This is a genomic window from Kitasatospora sp. SC0581, from assembly GCF_048159585.1.
In the GTDB taxonomy this organism is placed as follows: domain Bacteria; phylum Actinomycetota; class Actinomycetes; order Streptomycetales; family Streptomycetaceae; genus Kitasatospora.
In genome coordinates, this window is sequence record NZ_JBLRWA010000006.1 from 313,457 (window position 1) to 330,775 (window position 17,319).

At 75.1% G+C, this 17,319-nt stretch carries 14 protein-coding genes; 13 read left to right on the forward strand and 1 reads right to left on the reverse strand.

Annotated elements, in window-relative coordinates:
- The first annotated feature begins 217 nt into the window (after window positions 1-217).
- From ACLWS4_RS13895 to ACLWS4_RS13930, 8 genes are all read left to right on the forward strand, one after another.
- Complete coding sequence (locus ACLWS4_RS13895; RefSeq protein ID WP_380777212.1) at window positions 218-1,372, forward strand: glycosyltransferase; 1,155 nt, start codon at window positions 218-220, stop codon at window positions 1,370-1,372.
- 396 nt (window positions 1,373-1,768) lie between these two features.
- Entirely contained in the window at window positions 1,769-3,292 is a 1,524-nt protein-coding gene (locus ACLWS4_RS13900) for a sugar transferase (RefSeq protein ID WP_375873293.1), read from the forward strand.
- A gap of 7 nt (window positions 3,293-3,299) precedes the next feature.
- Window positions 3,300-4,646: an O-antigen ligase family protein gene (locus ACLWS4_RS13905; RefSeq protein WP_416874252.1), complete on the forward strand. Its 1,347-nt coding sequence runs from the start codon at window positions 3,300-3,302 to the stop codon at window positions 4,644-4,646.
- A complete protein-coding gene (locus ACLWS4_RS13910) occupies window positions 4,643-6,379 on the forward strand; it encodes a lipid II flippase MurJ (protein ID WP_074001613.1) in 1,737 nt (578 codons plus the stop codon). Before ACLWS4_RS13905 ends, ACLWS4_RS13910 begins: the two co-directional genes overlap by 4 nt.
- Window positions 6,369-7,220, forward strand: a complete 852-nt coding sequence (locus tag ACLWS4_RS13915; protein WP_079271934.1) for a polysaccharide deacetylase family protein — start codon at window positions 6,369-6,371, stop codon at window positions 7,218-7,220. The genes ACLWS4_RS13910 and ACLWS4_RS13915 overlap by 11 nt, the downstream gene beginning before the upstream one ends.
- A complete protein-coding gene (locus ACLWS4_RS13920) occupies window positions 7,217-8,332 on the forward strand; it encodes a glycosyltransferase (protein ID WP_416874253.1) in 1,116 nt (371 codons plus the stop codon). The genes ACLWS4_RS13915 and ACLWS4_RS13920 overlap by 4 nt, the downstream gene beginning before the upstream one ends.
- A gap of 49 nt (window positions 8,333-8,381) precedes the next feature.
- Entirely contained in the window at window positions 8,382-9,350 is a 969-nt protein-coding gene (locus ACLWS4_RS13925) for a Wzz/FepE/Etk N-terminal domain-containing protein (RefSeq protein ID WP_416874254.1), read from the forward strand.
- The gene (locus ACLWS4_RS13930; RefSeq protein ID WP_416874255.1) at window positions 9,347-10,507 is read left to right on the forward strand and encodes a GNAT family N-acetyltransferase; all 1,161 of its coding nucleotides are present in this window, start codon (window positions 9,347-9,349) and stop codon (window positions 10,505-10,507) included. Before ACLWS4_RS13925 ends, ACLWS4_RS13930 begins: the two co-directional genes overlap by 4 nt.
- A gap of 4 nt (window positions 10,508-10,511) precedes the next feature.
- Here the strand turns inward: ACLWS4_RS13930 and ACLWS4_RS13935 are convergent, their stop codons facing one another.
- Window positions 10,512-11,753 carry a glycoside hydrolase family 26 protein gene (locus tag ACLWS4_RS13935; RefSeq protein ID WP_416874256.1) on the reverse strand — a complete coding sequence of 414 codons (1,242 nt, stop codon included), beginning with the start codon at window positions 11,751-11,753 and terminating at the stop codon, window positions 10,512-10,514.
- 369 nt (window positions 11,754-12,122) lie between these two features.
- Between ACLWS4_RS13935 and ACLWS4_RS13940 the strand changes: the two genes are divergently transcribed.
- The 5 genes from ACLWS4_RS13940 (at window position 12,123) to ACLWS4_RS13960 (ending at window position 17,319) form a co-directional block, all read left to right on the forward strand.
- Complete coding sequence (locus ACLWS4_RS13940; RefSeq protein ID WP_416874257.1) at window positions 12,123-13,133, forward strand: hypothetical protein; 1,011 nt, start codon at window positions 12,123-12,125, stop codon at window positions 13,131-13,133.
- Window positions 13,134-13,369: 236 nt separating this feature from the next.
- Window positions 13,370-14,968: an ABC-F family ATP-binding cassette domain-containing protein gene (locus tag ACLWS4_RS13945; RefSeq protein ID WP_049658446.1), complete on the forward strand. Its 1,599-nt coding sequence runs from the start codon at window positions 13,370-13,372 to the stop codon at window positions 14,966-14,968.
- A 327-nt stretch (window positions 14,969-15,295) separates the two neighbouring features.
- Window positions 15,296-15,529 (forward strand): helix-turn-helix domain-containing protein, encoded by a 234-nt coding sequence (locus ACLWS4_RS13950; protein WP_049658450.1) that lies wholly within the window; start codon window positions 15,296-15,298, stop codon window positions 15,527-15,529.
- A gap of 301 nt (window positions 15,530-15,830) precedes the next feature.
- Entirely contained in the window at window positions 15,831-16,637 is an 807-nt protein-coding gene (locus ACLWS4_RS13955) for an enoyl-CoA hydratase/isomerase family protein (protein WP_416874258.1), read from the forward strand.
- A 193-nt stretch (window positions 16,638-16,830) separates the two neighbouring features.
- Window positions 16,831-17,319 (forward strand): Asp23/Gls24 family envelope stress response protein, encoded by a 489-nt coding sequence (locus ACLWS4_RS13960; protein ID WP_074001607.1) that lies wholly within the window; start codon window positions 16,831-16,833, stop codon window positions 17,317-17,319.

The following is a 17,319-nucleotide window of genomic DNA, read 5'->3' on the forward strand; positions in this document are numbered from 1 at the left end:
GTGGGTCCACCGGGACCACCACGGTCCGCCGGCCCCGCGGATTCGCCAACCGCGCGATTCGCGCGCGTAGATCCATCGAACCGCTCGAATCGCCCGGGGATTCGAGCGGTTCGGTCTCCCGTACGAGCCGAAAGCCGTACGGGTGGCCGAACCGCCACCTGCGGGTGACGGGGGCCGCCCGGCACCGGTGGGCCACCCTAGGCTCGCCGCCGTGCATATGACGATCCTTCACATTTCCCAACCGGTGGACGGCGGGGTCGCCCGCGTCGTCGCCGATCTGGTCCGGGGCCAGCGGGAGGCCGGCCACCGGGTGCTGGTCGCCTGCCCGCGCGGCGGGCGGCTGGCCGCGGAGGCCGCCGCGGTGGGCGCGCTGGTCCAGGACTGGCCCGCCCGGCGCCCGCCCGGCCCGGGCACCCCCGCCGAGGCCTGGCGGCTGCGCCGGATCGTCCGGGCGGCCGCCCCCGACGTGGTCCACCTGCATAGCGCCAAGGCCGGGTTGGCCGGGCGGCTCGCGGTGCACGGCACGGTGCCGACCGTCTTCCAGCCGCACGCCTGGTCCTTCGCCGCCGTCGACGGCGCGCTGGCCGCCGCCACGCTGCGCTGGGAGCGCTTCGCCACCCGCTGGTCGCACCGGCTGCTGTGCGTCAGCGTCCAGGAGCGGGCCGACGGCGTGGCGGCCGGGCTGCACGCAGACTGGGCGGTGGTGCCCAACGGCGTGGACGTGCGCCACTACGCGCCCGCCGACCGCCGCGCCGCCCGGATCGCGCTCGGCCTGGACCTGGAGGCCCCGCTCGCGGTGTGCGTCGGGCGGCTGTGCCGGCAGAAGGGCCAGGACGTGCTGCTGTCCGCCTGGCCGGAGGTGCTGCGCCGGGTGCCGAGGGCCCGGCTGGCCCTGGTCGGCGGCGGGCCGGAGGAGCAGCGGGTCGCGGAGCTGGTCCGGCAGACCGCCGAGCCCGCCCGGATCCGGCTGGTCGGGGACGTGCCGGACCCGCGCCCGTGGCTGGCGGCGGCCGACCTGGTGGTGCTGCCCTCGCGTTGGGAGGGCATGGCGCTGGCCCCGCTGGAGGCGATGGCGGCCGCCCGTCCGGTGCTGCTGACCGACGTGCCCGGTGCCCGGGAGTGCCTGCCGCCGTCCGAGCTGGCGCACGCGGTGGTTCCGCCCGAGGACGCGCGGGCCCTCGCCACCCGTATGGGGGACGCGCTGTCAGATCCGATCGAATGCGAGCGGCGCGGTGCCCGGTTGCGCGAGCACGTGGTGGGCCGGCACGACGTGCGCACCGTGGTCGAACAGGTTGACGTCCTCTACCGCCACCTGCTGGGCGCGGGACCGGCGGCGGGGCGGCGCCGGGCCCGTGTCCCAGAGCGGATCTGATCGTTTCACATGCCGTGAATGCCCGCCGTTTCCGGCGTTGTCGTATTCGCACCCTCGGCCGGATAGGGAGGCGAGGCGTCAAATCCGAAATACCTATTAATGGGCGGCTGGAATGAATCGGCAAGTCAACTTCCGGCCTGTACCGCCCGGTTCTGTATTGTCGGATTTTGCCTGCTTCGTTCGGATTTCATGTCGGGAATTCACGGCTGGGCCCCTCGCGACCGACTTCTTCGTGACCAGTTCCTTTGCGATCGGCCCCGCCGCCGGACATCCGGAAGCCGCGAGCGGCAGCAGGTGCTGTCAGGACCGCGCCCACCGGGCCGGGACGGCCGCCCCGCGCCAACCGGTGCCGGGGCACCGTCACCCCGGGCACACAGCAGGGGAGATCGTGCGCTGATGACCATTGACCACGAGAGTGTGCCGCGATCGAGCGGACCCCTGTCCGGCCCCCGCCGGCCCGGCACCGGGCTGCTCGACCGGCCGGCGGGGGCGGCGCACCTCCGGACGGTCCCGCCGCAGCACCGGTCCCGTGGGACGGTCCGCTCCCGGCTGGCCCTGTCACTCGCCCTGGTCCAGGCCGACGTCATCGCGCTGTGCTCCGCCGGCGGCATCGCCAACCGCGCCTTCGACCCGGCCGCCCCGCTCGACCCGCTGCTCGGCGTCCCCGCCGTCCTGCCCCTGCTGCTCCTGCTCAACCTGGCCGGCGGCCTCTACCGCCCCCGGCTCACCCTGTCCGTCCTGGACGAACTGCCCGCGCTGTCCGCCCGGGCCGTGGTCGCCACCGCCTTCGCCGTCACCCTGTCCGGCGGCCTCGGCGGCCACTGGCCCGACTGCGGCCCGGCCAGCCCGGCCCGGCTCACCGTCCTGCTCGGCGCCCAGCTGCTGATCGTGGCTGTCGGCCGCGCCGTCCTCTACCACCTGGTCCGGCGGATCCGCCGCAGCCGCCCCAGCCCCGTCCTGGTGCTCGGCGCCGGCCGGCTCGGCCGCCGGGTCGCCGCCGCCCTCCGCGCGCACGGCGAGTACGGGATGCGCCCGGTCGGCTTCCTCGACGCCGACCCGCCGCTGCTGCCCGGCGACACCGACCTGCCCGTGCTCGGCGGCCGCGAGGCACTGGAGCGCGAGGTGCGCCGGCACGGCGTCCAGCACGTGATCGCCACCGCCGGCGCCGCCGACGAGGCCGAGACCGCCGCCACCCTGCGCGACGCCGCCCGGCTCGGCTGCCAGGTCTGGCTGGTGCCCGCGCTACGCGAGTACGGCTCGCTGCCCGCCGCCCCGATCACCGGCGGCGACCACCTGTGGGGCTTCCCCTGCCTGCGGCTCGGCAGCCCCGCGATGCGCCGCCCCGGCTGGGCCGCCAAGCGCGCCCTGGACGTCACCGCCGCCGCGATCGGCCTGCTGCTGCTCGCCCCCGTCCTGGTGCTCTGCGCCCTCGCCGTCCGCTTCGACACCGGCCCCGGCGTGCTCTTCCGCCAGCAGCGCACCGGCCTGGACGGCCGGGTCTTCACCGTCCTCAAGTTCCGCACCCTGCGCCCGAGCAACGAGCACGAGTCCGCCACCCGCTGGAACATCTCCCAGGACCACCGGATGGGCGCCGTCGGCCGGCTGCTGCGCAAGAGCTCGCTGGACGAGCTGCCCCAGCTGTGGAACGTCCTGCGCGGCGACATGAGCCTGGTCGGCCCCCGCCCCGAACGGCCGTACTTCGTCATGCGGTTCGGCCAGGCCTACCCCGAGTACGCGGACCGCCACCGCGTCCCGGTCGGCCTCACCGGCCTGGCCCAGGTCAACGGCCTGCGCGGGGACACCTCCATCGAGGACCGGGCCCGCTTCGACAACCGCTACATCGAGAGCTGGAGCCTCTGGCAGGACGTCAAGATCCTGTGCCGCACCGCGGCCCTGATGCTCCACCCGGACGGGAGCTGACCCCTTCGTGGCCCTGACCCTCTCCGCCTTCCCCCGCCCGGCCTTACGGGCGGCCCTACCCGCGCTCACCGAGCGCACCAGCCCGCTGGCCGCCGCCACCGTCCTGCTGGTCTGCGTGCCCACCGGGGAGAAGGACGTCGCCGCCGCCGTCCACGTCACCGCCGCCGACCTCGCCTCGCTGGCCCTGGTCGCCCTCACCGCGCTCAACCTGCTGCGCGGGCGGCTGCCCGCGGTCAGCCGCACCACCTGCGCGCTGTTCGGCGGGATCGTGGTCGCCGCCGCCGTCGCCACCCTCGGCTCGACCGACCCGGCCGCCAGCGTCACCGGCTTCGTCCGGCTCGCCCAGGTGTTCGTCCTGGTCCCCGCCGCCGTCCTCTGCGCCCTGCGCGACCGCACCGACCAGCGCCTGGTGCTCGGCTCCTTCGTCCTCGCCGCGCTGGTCCAGGGCGTGGTCGGCGCGAAGCAGTACCTCACCCACACCGGCGCCTCCTACACCGGCCAGCCGATCCGGGCCGTCGGCACCTTCGGCGCGCTCGACATCATGGCGATGTCCAGCGTGGTCAGCTTCGGCCTGCTCGCCGCCCTCGCCCTGGCCCTCAGGGAGCGGGGATCCGGGGGAAACGCCCGGCTGCGCCGCGCGATGTTCGCCGCCGCCGCCTTCCTCGCCTTCCCGCTGGCCGTCTCCTTCAGCCGCGGCAGCTGGATCGCCACCGGCCTCGCCGCCACCGTGCTGCTGCTGCGCGTCGACGCCCGGCTGCTGCTGCGCGGCGCCGTCCTCGGCCTGGCCGCCGCGGTCGTCCTGGTCGGCGGCCTCGGCCTCGGCGGCTCCGGCGTCACCAAGCGGCTCAGCTCGATCGGCTCCGTCTCCGCCGCCCCCGACCAGTCCGTCTCCGACCGGTACGACCTGTGGTCCACCGCCGGACGGATCTGGCAGGACCACCCCGTGCACGGCGCCGGCCCCAAGGCCTTCCAGCAACTGCGCGACAGCCACGCCCCGCTGCGGCTGTCCTCCGGCAGCGACGCCGCCGACGCCACCATCGGCTTCCAGCGCGAACCCCTGCTCTCCCCGCACAACATGTACTTCCTGGTGCTCAGCGAGCAGGGCCTGATCGGCATCACCGCCTACGCCGCGCTCTTCCTCGCCCTGCTGATCGGCTGCCTGCGCCACCGCCGCGGCCCCGGGCTCGCCGCCCTCGCCCTGCTCACCTGGGTCCTCGTCGACTTCCTGTACTCCGACATCGGCGGCACCACCACCGTGCTGACCTCCGTCGTCCTCGGCCTCGCCGCCCGCGCGGCCGCACAGCACCCCGGGCACCCCGCCGCCGGTCCGGCGACCACCGGAGCGGCCCGGTGACCACCGACCGGCCCGCCGCCGTCGCCTCCCCCCTCCCCGCCCCCCGCGGCGCCCCCGGCGGGGACCCGTCCGCCGGGCCCCACCCGGCCCCCCGGCGCGGCTTCCTCGCCAAGGCCTTCGGCATCACCGCCGTGCTCAGCGCCGCCGGCTCCGGCCTCGGCCTGCTGCGCGACCTCCTGCTGGCCCGCTACTTCGGCGCCAACCAGGGCACCGACGCCTTCCTGGTCGCCTGGACCGTCCCCGAGACCGCCGCGCCGCTGCTGATCGAGGACGCCATGTCCTTCCTCATGGTGCCCGCGTTCGCCCTCGCCCTGGTGCTGCGCGAGGAGGACCCGGACGCCCCCGACCCGGTCCGCCAACTGGTCCGCGCCACCCTGCCCTGGCTGCTGCTCGCGCTCAGCGGCCTCGCCCTGGCCGTCGCCCTGGGCGCCCCGGAACTGGTCGACCTGCTCGCCCCCGGCCTCACCGACCCCGGCCTGGCCGTCACCTGCACCCGGATCACCGCGGTCACCGTGCTGCCCTTCGGGGTGGCCGGCTACCTGGCCGCCGCGCTGCGCGCCCACCACCGCTTCACCGCCCCGGCCGGCATCTACGTCGCCTACAACCTCGGCATCCTCGCCGTCCTGCTCTGCCTCCACTCCTACCTCGGCGTGCGCTCCGCCGCCCTCGGCGTCGCGGGCGGCAGCCTGCTGATGGCCGGTCTGCTGGTCGGCCCGTTCCTGCGCCGGCTGCGCCAGGGCCCGCCCGGCACCGGCCGGGGCCGCCGCTCGCGCCGGGCCCTGGTGCTGATGCCGCTCGCCCTGCTGCCGGTGGCCGCCTTCACGCTCACCCGGCAGTCCCAGGTCTTCGTCGAGCGCTACCTCGGCTCGGCCCTGCCGCCCGGCACCATCTCGCACCTCAACTACGCCGCCAAGGTCTCCCAGCTCGCCATGACGGCGGGCCTGCTGATCTGCACCGTCACCTTCCCGCTGGTCGCCCGGGCGCTGGCCGCCGGGGACCTCACCGCCGCCCGCGACCGGGTGGAGAAGGACCTTGGCCAGGCGGCGGCCGTCGTCCTGTTCGGCACCGCCTTCCTGATGGCCTGCGCCCCCTCGGTGGTCTCGCTGCTGTTCGAGCGCGGCGCCTTCGGCCCGCACGACACCGCCGCCACCGCCGACGTCATCCGGGTGTACAGCTTCGGCCTGCCCGCCCAGGCGCTGATCGGCGTGATGGTCCGTCCGTACTTCTCGCTGCGCCCGGTGGTCCGTCGGGCCGACGACCCGGGCGCCGAGGACGGCCGCCGACTGCTGGACTGGTACCCGGCCGCCGCGATGGTGCTCGGCCTCGGCGTCACCGTCGCCACCGGCCTGCTCGCCACGCCCCGCTTCGGCGCCCTGGGGCTGGCCGCCGGCAACGCGGCCGGGATCACCGCCGCCGCCGCACTGCTGCTGCACGGCCTGGTGCTGCGCGGCATCCCGCTGCGGCTGCACCGGGTGCTCGGCGGCCACGGCCGGCTGGTGGCCGCCGCCGCCGGGGCCACCGTGCTCGGCACCGCCGCCGCCGGGCTGGCCGCCGACCCCCTGCTGTCGACCCTCCTCGGGGGCCTCACCGTGGCGCTGGCCTTCGCGGCCCTCGGCACCGGGCTCGGCGCCCGCGAGGTGCGCGGCCCGGTCCTCGCCCTCGCCCGGGCCCTGGGGCCCGTCCGGAACCCGCCAACCGCCGCCGAAGAAGGGAAGCGTCCCGATGGACAATGAACGGGGAACCGTCCGTTCGGCCCGGGCGGGCCTCCAGAGCGCACCGCCGGACCGGGCACGACCGCCCAGGAGCCGCCACCCGCTCGGCGCACCGCCGGTCCCCGGCTCCGCCTCGCCGTGGATCCTGATGTACCACTCGGTGGCGGTCGAGCAGGAGGACCCCTACCGGCTCACCGTCAGCCCCGAGCGGTTCGCCGAACAGATCGGCTGGCTGTACCGGAGCGGCCGGCGCGGCGTCTCCGTCCGCGAGCTGATGCGGGCCCACGCCCTCGGCCGGGACGACAGGCTGGTCGGCCTGACCTTCGACGACGGCTACGCCGACATCGCCCGGTACGCGGTGCCGACCCTCCAGGCGTACGGCTTCACCGCCACCGCGTACGTGGTCGCCGACCTGCTCGGCCGGGACAACGGCTGGGACACCGAGGGCCCGCGCAAGCGGCTGCTCACCGTCCAGGAGGTCACCGGGCTCGCCGGCGCCGGCTGGGAGATCGGCTCGCACGGCCTCGGCCACCGGGCGCTGCCCGGCCTGCCGCCCGAGGCCCTCGCCGTCCAGGCCCGGGAGAGCCGGCGCCTGCTGGAGGAGGCCGTCGGCGGCCCGGTCACCGGATTCTGCTACCCGTACGGCGCCGTCGACCTGCCCGCCGCCCTGGCCGTGCGCGACGCCGGGTACGACCACGCCTGCGCCATCGCGCACTCCCCGCTCACCGGCCGCTTCGCCCTGCCCCGCTGCTACGTCGGCGACCGCGACGGCGCCTGGCGGCTGCGCGCCAAGCAGGGCCGGCACCGGTTGCGGGACGCCGTCACCGGGCTGCGCCACGCCCGCCGGGAGCCCCGGCCATGAGGGTGCTGCACATCGTCACCGGCCTGGCCGCCGGCGGCGCCGAGCGCCAACTGCACCTGCTGCTGCGGCACCTGCCGGCGCACCAGCAGTGCGAGGTGCTCGCCCTGACCAACCCCGGCACGGTCGCCGAGGCGCTGCGCGCCGACGGCGTCACCGTCCACCACCTCGGCATGCGCGGCAACCGGGACCTCGGCGCGCTGCCCCGGCTGGTCCGGCTGGTCCGGGCCGGCCGCTACGACCTGGTGCACACCCACCTGTACCGGGCCCAGCTGTACGGCCGGACGGCCGCCCGGCTGGCCGGGGTGCGCGCGGTGGTCTCCACCGAGCACTCGCTGCACGCCGGGGTGATCGAGGGCCGCCCGGTCACCCGGGGCGTCAAGGGCCTCTACCTGGCGGCCGAACGGCTCGGCAGCACCACCGTCGCGGTCTCCCGCCAGGTCGCCCAGACGCTGCGCTCCTGGGGCGTCCCACCGGCCCGGATCGAGCTGATCCCGAACGGCATCGACACCTCCCGCTACCGCCTCCCGCCCGCCGAACGGGCCGCCGTCCGCCGCCGGCTGCGGGCCGAGCTCGGGCTGCCGTACGGGGGCTGGGTGGTCGGCGGGGTGGGCCGGCTGGTACCCGGCAAGCGCTTCGAGGTGCTGGTCGAGGCGCTCGCCGAGCTCGACCCGGCCACCCGGCTGGTGCTGGTCGGCGAGGGTCCGGAGCGCGCCGCGCTGGAGCGCCGGGCCGACGAACTCGGCGTGCGGGACCGGCTGGTGCTCACCGGGGAGCGCGACGACGTCCCCGAACTGCTGGCCGCCCTGGACGTGCTGGCCGCCCCCTCCACCGCGGAGACCTTCGGCCTCGGCGTCCTGGAGGGCCTCGCGGCCGGGCTGCCGGTGCGCTACAGCGCCTGCCCGGCGCTCGACGAACTGCCGCCCAGGGCCGCCCCGCAGGCCCGCCGCGTCCCCTCCGAGCCCGCCGCCTACGCCGCCGCGCTGCGCGACCTGCGGCCGCTCAGCGGGCACACCGCCGACCCGCTGCCGCACCCCCCGGCCGTCGGCCACTACGACATCGTCCGGGTCGCCGCCGACCTGGGCGCCCTCTACGACCGGCTGGCCCGCGTCTGACCGCCCGCCACCGCCGGAACCGCCGTACCAGACCCAAGGAGCAACACCCATGACCACACCGCGCCGAAGCGCCCGCCGCCTGGTCCGCCGCTGGTGGCCGGTGGTGCTCGCGGTTCCGCTGGGCGCCGCGGTCGGCGCCGGGTACGCCGTCGCCGCGTCCCCGTCGTACGCCGCGAACGCCTACGTCCTCGTGGTCGCGCAGAACCCCGGGGAGGCCGCGATCGCGACCAACTTCGCCCAGGCGTACGGCCGGCTGGCCGGGCAGCCGCAGGTGCTCGGGGTGGCAGCCGCCGAGACCGGCCACACCCGGTCCGAGCTGGAGTCCCTGGTGCACGGGACGACCTCCCCGGACGCCCCGATGATCGAGATCACCGGGACCGGGGAGCGCCCCCAGGAGGCCGCCCGGACGGCCGACGCGGTGGCCCGCTCGCTGGTCGCCTTCGCCAACACCAGCAGCAAGGACACCAACGTCCGGCTGGTGACGCTCTCCCCGGCCGCCGCGCCGGACAGGCCGACCACGCCGTCCGGGAAGCTGGACGTCGCGGTCGGCGGCGCGACCGGGCTGCTGCTGGGCGCGCTGGTGATGATGACCCGGCGCCGGGGTGCCCCGGCGGCGCCGGAGGCCGTCGAGAGCCCCGCGACGCCGCAGGAGCCGCAGGTGCCGCGGGCCGCGCGGGTGCCGCAGGCCCCCACCGCGTCCGCGCCGGTGGCCGTCCCGGCGACCCCGCGCCCGCGCCGCGAGGAGCCGGCCGGGGCCGGGACCGAGCCCAAGCCCGACGCCGGCCCCAAGGCCGCGCCCAAGACCGAGGCCGAGCCCAAGGCCGAGCCCAAGGCCGGGACCAAGAGCGTGAAGGCCCCGGTGAAGGCCCCGGAGAAGGCCGAGAAGAAGCCCGCCGGGAAGCCCGCCGCGAAGGCCGACACGCAGGCCGCCGCCGAGCCCCCGGCGGCGGAGCAGCCCCCGGCCGAGGCGCTGGCCCCGGCCACCACTGAGCAGGCCCCGGTCGGGGGCGGTCGATGAGCACCGAGACCCGCAGAGGCGGCCTGCCCGCCCAGGCGACGGCGCCGGCCTGGACCACCGAGCTGCGCTGCGAGGACGACGCCCTGGACGCCCTCGCCGAGGAGTGGGACGACCTGGCCGCCCGCTGCCGGACCGCCACCTTCTTCCAGGCCGCCGACTGGCAGCGCTCCTGGTGGCGCCACTACGGCCGCCCCGGCGGCCTGCTCGTGGTGCTGGTCCGCCGGGACGGCCGGCTGGTCGGCGCGGGCGCCTTCGTGCGCCGCGGCGGGCCGCTCGGCGGCCTGACCGGCCTCGGCGGCGGGTTGGTCGACTACACCGACGTCCTGCTCGACGACGAGTGCGCCGACCGGGCCGCCGCCGAGTTCGCCGCCGCGCTCCCGCTCACCCGCCCCTGGCACTGGCTGGAGCTGCGCGAGGTGCACCCCGAGGCGGCGGTGCACCGGGTGTACGGGCACTGGCGCGGCAGCCGCCGCCGCTACCAGGACTCGCTCTGCCAGTACCTGCCGGCCGTCCCGATGGACCGGCTGCTCAAGCGGGTGCCCGGCAAGACCGCCCAGCGCAGCCGGGTGAAGCTCCGCAAGATCGCCGAGGCCGGGGTGGAGGTCCGCTCGACCCCGGTGGCGGAGGTGCCGCAGGCGCTGGACGCGATGCTGCGGCTGCACTTCCTGCAGTGGCAGGCGCGCGGCGTCACGCCCGAGCACCGCACCGAGCGGTTCGCCCGGCACCTGGCCGAGTCCAGCACCGGACTGGTCGCCGCCGGCCGGGCCGCCGTCCACCAGTTCCACCTGGACGGCCAGCTGGTCGCGGTCAACCTGCTGCTGCTCTGCCCGTCCTTCGGCGGGCTGTACATGTACGGTGCGCACCCGGTGCTTCGCGAGCGGCTGGACATCGCCGGCCTGCTGTTCAGCGCGGCGCTGGACGAGACGGTCGGCGCCAGCGTCCCGCTGCTCGGCCTGCTGCGCGGCCAGGAGCCGTACAAGCAGCGCTGGCGGCCGGACCAGCTGGCCAACCAGCGGCTGCTGCTCGGCCCGGCGGGGGCGGCACCGGCGGCCGCCGTCCGGGCCGGGGCGGTGCGCGCCCGGCAGGCGGCGGCGCACCAGCTGCGCACCCGCTTCCCCCGCCTCAAGGAGGCGCTGCTGGCCCGCCGCCGCAGCTGACCGCTCAGTGCCGGGCGTGCCGCGCGCCGCCCGTCGGCTTGTGCGTCGGCTTGGGGGCCGTCGGACGGGTCGACGGGCTCGCCGCCCGGCTCGGGGTGGCGCCACCCCCGGGTACGGCGGGGGCGGCGGGTACGGCGGGCGCGTCCGGCGGGTCCTCCGGAGCCGGTGCCGGGGCGGTGGGCGGCGCCGCCACCCCTTCCGGCACCGGGGCCCCCTTCGAACCGGACATCAGCTGCTTGAACGTCGTCGCCGAGCGGGGATTGCGGTCGCACTCGAAGAAGCCGTGCGGACAGTAGTCGGTGACGGTCTGGTAGGCGGTGTCGTGGGTGCGGATCCAGTCGACCATCCGGCGCACGTACTCGGGGTTGTCGCCGTTGCGGAACAGCCCCCACTCCGGGTAGGAGACCGGCTTGCCGCGCTTGGCGGCGAACTCCACCTGGTCCTGGAGGCCGTACGGCTCGCGCACGTAGTCGTCGAAGGTGCCGCCGGCGGGCTGGTCGTAGCTGTCCATGCCGATGATGTCGACCACGTCGTCGCCGGGGTAGCACTTGGTCCACGGGACGGCGTCCAGGCCCCGGCTGGGGGCGAAGTCGAAGCGGAAGCGCTGGCCGGGCACCGAGCGCATCACCCCGACGATCCGCCGCCAGTACGCCTTCCACGCGGACGGGTCGGGCTTGCAGCGGTGGGTGTAGGTGGTGCCGTTCATCTCCCAGCCGAGCGTGAGCACGGTGTCCGCGCCGCCCAGCGCGACCAGCCGGCGCGCGAGCTTGAGGAAGTGCGCGTCGAAGTCCCCGCGCTCCCCCTGGGCGAGCAGCCTGGCGACCTCGCCGTCCGGCACGTTCGCCTCGTTGGGCACCAGCATCGGCACGCCGAGCACCAGCAGCCGGGACGGGTCGGCCTGCCGCCACTGCGACCAGAGGCCGAGCACCATCGCCTCGCCCTCGATGTCGCTCCAGTCGTTGCCCGCCAGATAGGTGTGGCCGACCTGCATGTTCGCGTCGCCGAGCCACTGCGCGTACTGGCGGATCTGCGGGATGTGGTTGTCCCAGGAGCCGACGAAGGCGCCGAACGGCGGCTCGTGGTTCGGCCGCTGGACCGGAGGGCGGGGGGCCGCGCCGCGCGGCTCGACGGCGTCCGAGGAGAGGGTGTGCCGTTCGGTCTGGCTGAACGGCGTCCCCGCCGGGACGCTGGCCGTGGCCATCAGCAGCAGGGTGGCGGCGGCCAGCGTCAGGCGGCCGATTCGCATGGTGCTCTCCTCCGGACGTCGCGTGGGCGGGGCGCACGGTCTCGGCGTGGACGGACCGTGACGCCCCGCTGGCCGACAGTAGGCCCGAAGGGGGACGAAAAAGCCGAATGTCACCCTAAAGTGGGCGCCATTCGAACGCCGTCTGCCGCAACGGCCGGCGGCCGGTGCTCAGGTATCAGATCTGTAACGGTCCGGCCGGGCCCGTCCGGCCCGCTCCGGCGGACCCGGCGGAGCGGCCACGGCCCCGACGGCGCAGGTGGGCGGGCGGGCGCGTGGGGAGGGCGCGCGGGGCCCGGCGGACGCCCGGCGGGGCCCGGCGGCGGCGGAACCGGGCTGACTCGCGTACCCGGTGAAAGGTACGCTCCGGCCGTGTCCTGGAAGCCTCTGCGTGTACTGACCCCCCGCTCGATCCTGCCTGCCTCGGCGGTGGTGCTGGTCCTTGCGGCCGGGGCGGCGGCGCACGCGAACAAGCCGGTGCCGTTCGGCGACCGGGTCGCGGGACCGGGCGACGCGGGGGCGACGCCGGTGAACTCCGAGTCGCTCGGCTCGGCCGACCTCGACCTGCGGGTGGGCCCGGGCCTGGAGGCCTTCCACCAGCAGACCGGCGAGCAGGCCTGGTCCTACCGCCGCGAGGGCGTCGAGGCGCTCTACCTGGCCATGGCCGGCGACAACGCGATCGTGGTCTGGGACGACGGCATGGTCACCTCGGTGCGCCCCGGCGACCACGAGGTGCGCTGGCACCGGGTGGTGCCCGGCCTGGCCGACTGGCTGCACGGCGACGGCGAGCCCGGCGCCGACAAGCGGACCGACGCCCAGCGCAAGGCGCTCGCCAAGCAGCGGGCCGCGGCCGCGCTGCACACCGTCCAGCGGGACGGCTCGCCCTGGCTGGCCCTGGTCACCCCGAACCTCACCATGGGCCTGCGCGACGCCGACGGCGACCTGCGCTACAACGACAAGCCCTCCGGCGGCTGCGTCTACGACCCGCTGCGCGCCGTCCACACCGACTACGCCGTGCTGATCCCGCGTACCTGCACCAACGGCGGCGGGCAGGCCGTCTCCGGCGGCATCACCGGCTACCGGCTGGACAGCAACGGCTGGTCGACGAGCACCGGCCCGACGGCCACGGTCAAGGTGCTGGACCGCAGCCGGGTGGAGATCACCGACGGCCCGGTCGTCCCGCCCCGGGTGTTCGACACCAAGGCGGCCGCGCCCGAGACGGCCTGCGGCAGTGTGGGGGCGCCGTTCGCGGCGGTCCGGCCGCAGGGCGGCTGCGCGGCGGACCCGGCCGCCGGCCAGGACCCGGCCGGGAACCCGACCCCGGACGCTCCGGCGGCCGCCGGAGCCCCCGCTGGAGACCAGCCGGCCGGGCAGCCCCAGTAGCCGGGACGGCCCCCGGTCGGTGGGCCGGCCGGCCGGTGGATACCCCTGGGCGGTACTTCCCCGGGGGCGGTACGGGGCCCGGTAGACTTGCCGTCATGGCTATCTTCTCCGGGCAATAGCGGGCGGCGGCGCCGCGAGGGCCGCGCCGACCGCCGATGAAGCCCCCCTCATGCCAACCCGGCCCCGGGTCCGTCGCACCCGGCCGCCCGCCCACGTCCCAGGAGTAGTCCCCAGCCATGATTTCCGCCAACGCCCTCGAACTGCGTGCCGGTGCCCGGATCCTGATCGAGTCCGCGAGCTTCAAGGTCGCCGCCGGTGACCGGATCGGCCTGGTCGGCCGCAACGGCGCCGGCAAGACGACGCTCACCAAGGTGCTGGCCGGCGAGGGCCTGCCGGCCGCCGGAACCGTCACCCGTTCGGGCGAGGTCGGCTACCTCCCGCAGGACCCGCGCACCGGCGACCTGGACGTCCTCGCCAAGGACCGCATCCTGTCCGCCCGCGGCCTCGACACCGTGCTGAAGAAGATGCGCGAGAACGAGGACCGGATGGCCAACGGCCAGGGCGCCACCCGGGACAACGCGATGAAGAAGTACGCCCGGCTGGAGACCGAGTTCCTCACCAAGGGCGGGTACGCCGCCGAGGCCGAGGCCGCCACCATCGCCGCCGCGCTGGGCCTGCCGGACCGCATCCTAGCCCAGCCGCTGCACACCCTCTCCGGTGGTCAGCGCCGCCGCGTCGAGCTCGCCCGGATCCTCTTCTCGGACTCCGACGTGCTGCTGCTCGACGAGCCCACCAACCACCTGGACGCGGACTCGATCGTCTGGCTGCGGGACTTCCTGAAGACGTACAAGGGCGGCTTCATCGTCATCTCGCACGACGTCGACCTGGTCGAGACGGTCGTCAACAAGGTCTTCTACCTGGACGCCAACCGCTCCGCCATCGACGTCTACAACATGGGCTGGAAGCAGTACCAGCAGCAGCGCGAGGACGACGAGAAGCGCCGCAAGCGCGAGCGGGCCAACGCCGAGAAGAAGGCCGCGACCCTGAACGCGCAGGCCGACAAGATGCGCGCCAAGGCGACCAAGACGGTGGCCGCGCAGAACATGGCCCGCCGCGCCGACAAGCTGCTCTCCGGCCTGGAGCAGGTCCGGGTGAACGACAAGGTCGCCAAGCTGCGCTTCCCCGACCCGGCCCCCTGCGGCAAGACCCCGCTGACCGCCAGCGGCCTGTCCAAGTCCTACGGCTCGCTGGAGATCTTCACCGACGTCGACCTGGCGATCGACCGGGGCTCCCGGGTCGTCGTGCTGGGCTTCAACGGTGCCGGCAAGACCACCCTGCTGCGGATGCTGGCCGGGGTGGAGGCGCCGGACACCGGCGAGGTGATCCCGGGCCACGGCCTGAAGATCGGCTACTACGCCCAGGAGCACGAGACGCTCGACCCGGACCGCAGCGTCCTGGAGAACATGCGCTCGGCCGCGCCGGACACGGACCTGGTGCAGATCCGCAAGATCCTCGGCTCCTTCCTGTTCTCCGGGGACGACGTGGACAAGCCGGCCGGGGTGCTCTCCGGTGGTGAGAAGACCCGTCTGGCGCTGGCCACCCTGGTGGTCTCCTCCGCCAACGTGCTGCTGCTCGACGAGCCCACCAACAACCTCGACCCGGCCAGCCGCGAGGAGATCCTGGGCGCGCTGCGCGAGTTCTCCGGCGCCGTCGTGCTGGTCACCCACGACGAGGGCGCGGTCGAGGCGCTCGACCCGGAGCGGATCATCCTGCTGCCGGACGGCGTGGAGGACCTGTGGAACCCGGGCTACGCCGATCTGGTCTCGCTGGCCTGACCGGAAGTAGACGCGAGATCCGCTTTTTGGATGAGAATATCTAGTCCTTTCGGCGTGTCCGGGAATGAAGTAGACCTGGATTCCGTTTAAGGACTTTCCGTCGGCCCGCCACTCGATCGTGGTCGGGCCGACGCTGCTGATCAGCTCTTTTTCGGCAAACGGCGGCATCAGTCCGGGGGCGCGCACTCTGTGTGAGCGCCCTGCTGCGCTCGGATCACCACCGGTGGACCACGCAATTCCGACATCGACCTTGTCGAATGGGTGGCCAGGACGCGGTGGATGGGTGATCATGGGAATCTGACCGAGCAACGCTACGAGGAGGCACGGGTGGCCGAGACTCTGAAAAAGGGCAGCCGGGTGACCGGTGCCGCGCGTGAGAAGCTCGCGGCCGATCTCAAGAAGAAGTACGACTCCGGGGCGAGCATTCGCGCTCTCGCGGAGGAGACCGGTCGTTCGTACGGCTTCGTGCACCGGATGCTGAGCGAATCCGGAGTCATTCTCCGGGGCCGCGGCGGTGCCACGCGGGGCAAGAACAAAGCGACTGCCGGGGCCAGTTCCTGACGGTTCGTCAGCCATTGGCTGGATGACGCGGCGGCAGGACGCCGACCGAGGAGACGACGGTTGACCATTCAGCCGGGCGTCCGCCCTCGGGTCGTGTGGACCGGCCGCCGATCGTCATGTCCGGGGTGTCGTCCGTCCCCCGTTTTCCGAAGTCCGTTCATTTCTCCCGGGACCGTCGTCTTCGTTCCCCCGCCGAGTGCCCCGGGCCCCGTCGATCCTTCCCGGTCGGGGCCCCTGCCCTTGCGCGTCGAGGTTTGTTACTCTCCGGTAGCCACGTCCCTCGCCACCGGAGGTTCCCCGCATGACCGCTCCCGCCACCGACCCGCAGGCCCCGAGCTGGGAGCGGGACGGCGTCCGCCTGGAGATCCACGGTGAACTCGCCGTCGTGACCCTGTGCCGACCCAAGCGGCGCAACGCCCAGTCGCCGGCGCTCTGGCGCGCCCTCGCCGCCGCCGGGTGCGACCTTCCCGGCAGCGTCCGGGTGGTGCTGCTGCGCGCGGAGGGGGTCTCCTTCTCCGCCGGGCTGGACCGGGCCATGTTCACCCCCGAGGGCATCCCGGGCGAGCCCACCTTCCTCCAGCTCGCCGCCTCCTCCGACCAGGAGCTGGACGCCGCCATCGCCTCGTACCAGGAGGCCTTCACCTGGTGGCGCCGTCCGGACCTGGTCTCCATCGCGACGGTCCAGGGCCACGCCGTCGGCGCGGGCTTCCAGCTGGCCCTCGGCTGCGACCTGCGGGTGGTCGCCGAGGACGTCCGGTTCGCGATGAAGGAGACCTCGCTGGGCCTCGTCCCGGACCTGGCCGGCACCAAGCCGCTCACCGAACTCGTCGGCTACGCGCGGGCGCTGGAGATCTGCGCGACCGGCCGCTGGGTGGGGGCCGAGGAGGCCGCCGCGATCGGACTGGCCAACCTGGTGGTGCCGGGCGAGGAGCTGGACGCCGCCGCCCGGGACCTCGCGGCGGCGCTGCTGGCCGCTCCGCGCGGCGCGGTGATCGAGACCAAGGCGCTGCTGCAGGGCGCCGCCGGGCGCTCCTTCGACGAGCAGCGTTCGGCCGAACGGGCGGCGCAGGCCCGTCGGCTGCGGGAGCTCGCCGGGATCGGCGACTGACCGCACGGTGATGACGCGGGGCCCGGCCCGGGGGGATTCCCCCGGGCCGGGCCCTTTCCCGTGCCGGGGGAGGGCCGCCGGTGCTCGCCGGGCGGGGATCGTGGCGAAATGCCAGAGTTGGGGAGGTTTGCGATATAGCTGGTGCCGTACGACGGGAGAAGCACCCATGCCTGACACTCCGACGCCCGCGACCATGCCCAAGCACACCGGCAGCGGCAGCGCCCCGAACCCCGGTCCGCCGGGGGCCGGCGGCGGTGCCAAGCCGGTGGGGGAGCGTGGCCGCACCGCGCTGGCCGTCGGCGTGGTGGAGAAGATCGCCGGGATGGCGGCCCGCGAGGTCGCCGGGATCCACGCGCTCGGCTCCGGGCTCGCCCGCACCTTCGGCGCGATGCGGGACCGGGTGCCCGGCGGCAAGCCCAGCGTCGGGCGGGGCATCAAGGCGGAGGTCGGCGAGAAGCAGACCGCGATCGACATCGCCCTGGTGGTGGAGTACGGCGTGGTCATTCCCGAACTCGCCCGCCAGGTGCGGGAGAACATCATCAACGCGGTGGAACGGATGACCGGCCTGGAGGTCGTCGAGGTCAACATCGCGGTCAACGACGTCCACCTCCCGGACGAACCGGAGTTCGAGGAGGAAGAGGAGCCGGTGGCGCCCTCCGGGCAGCGGCCGAAGCTCAAGTAG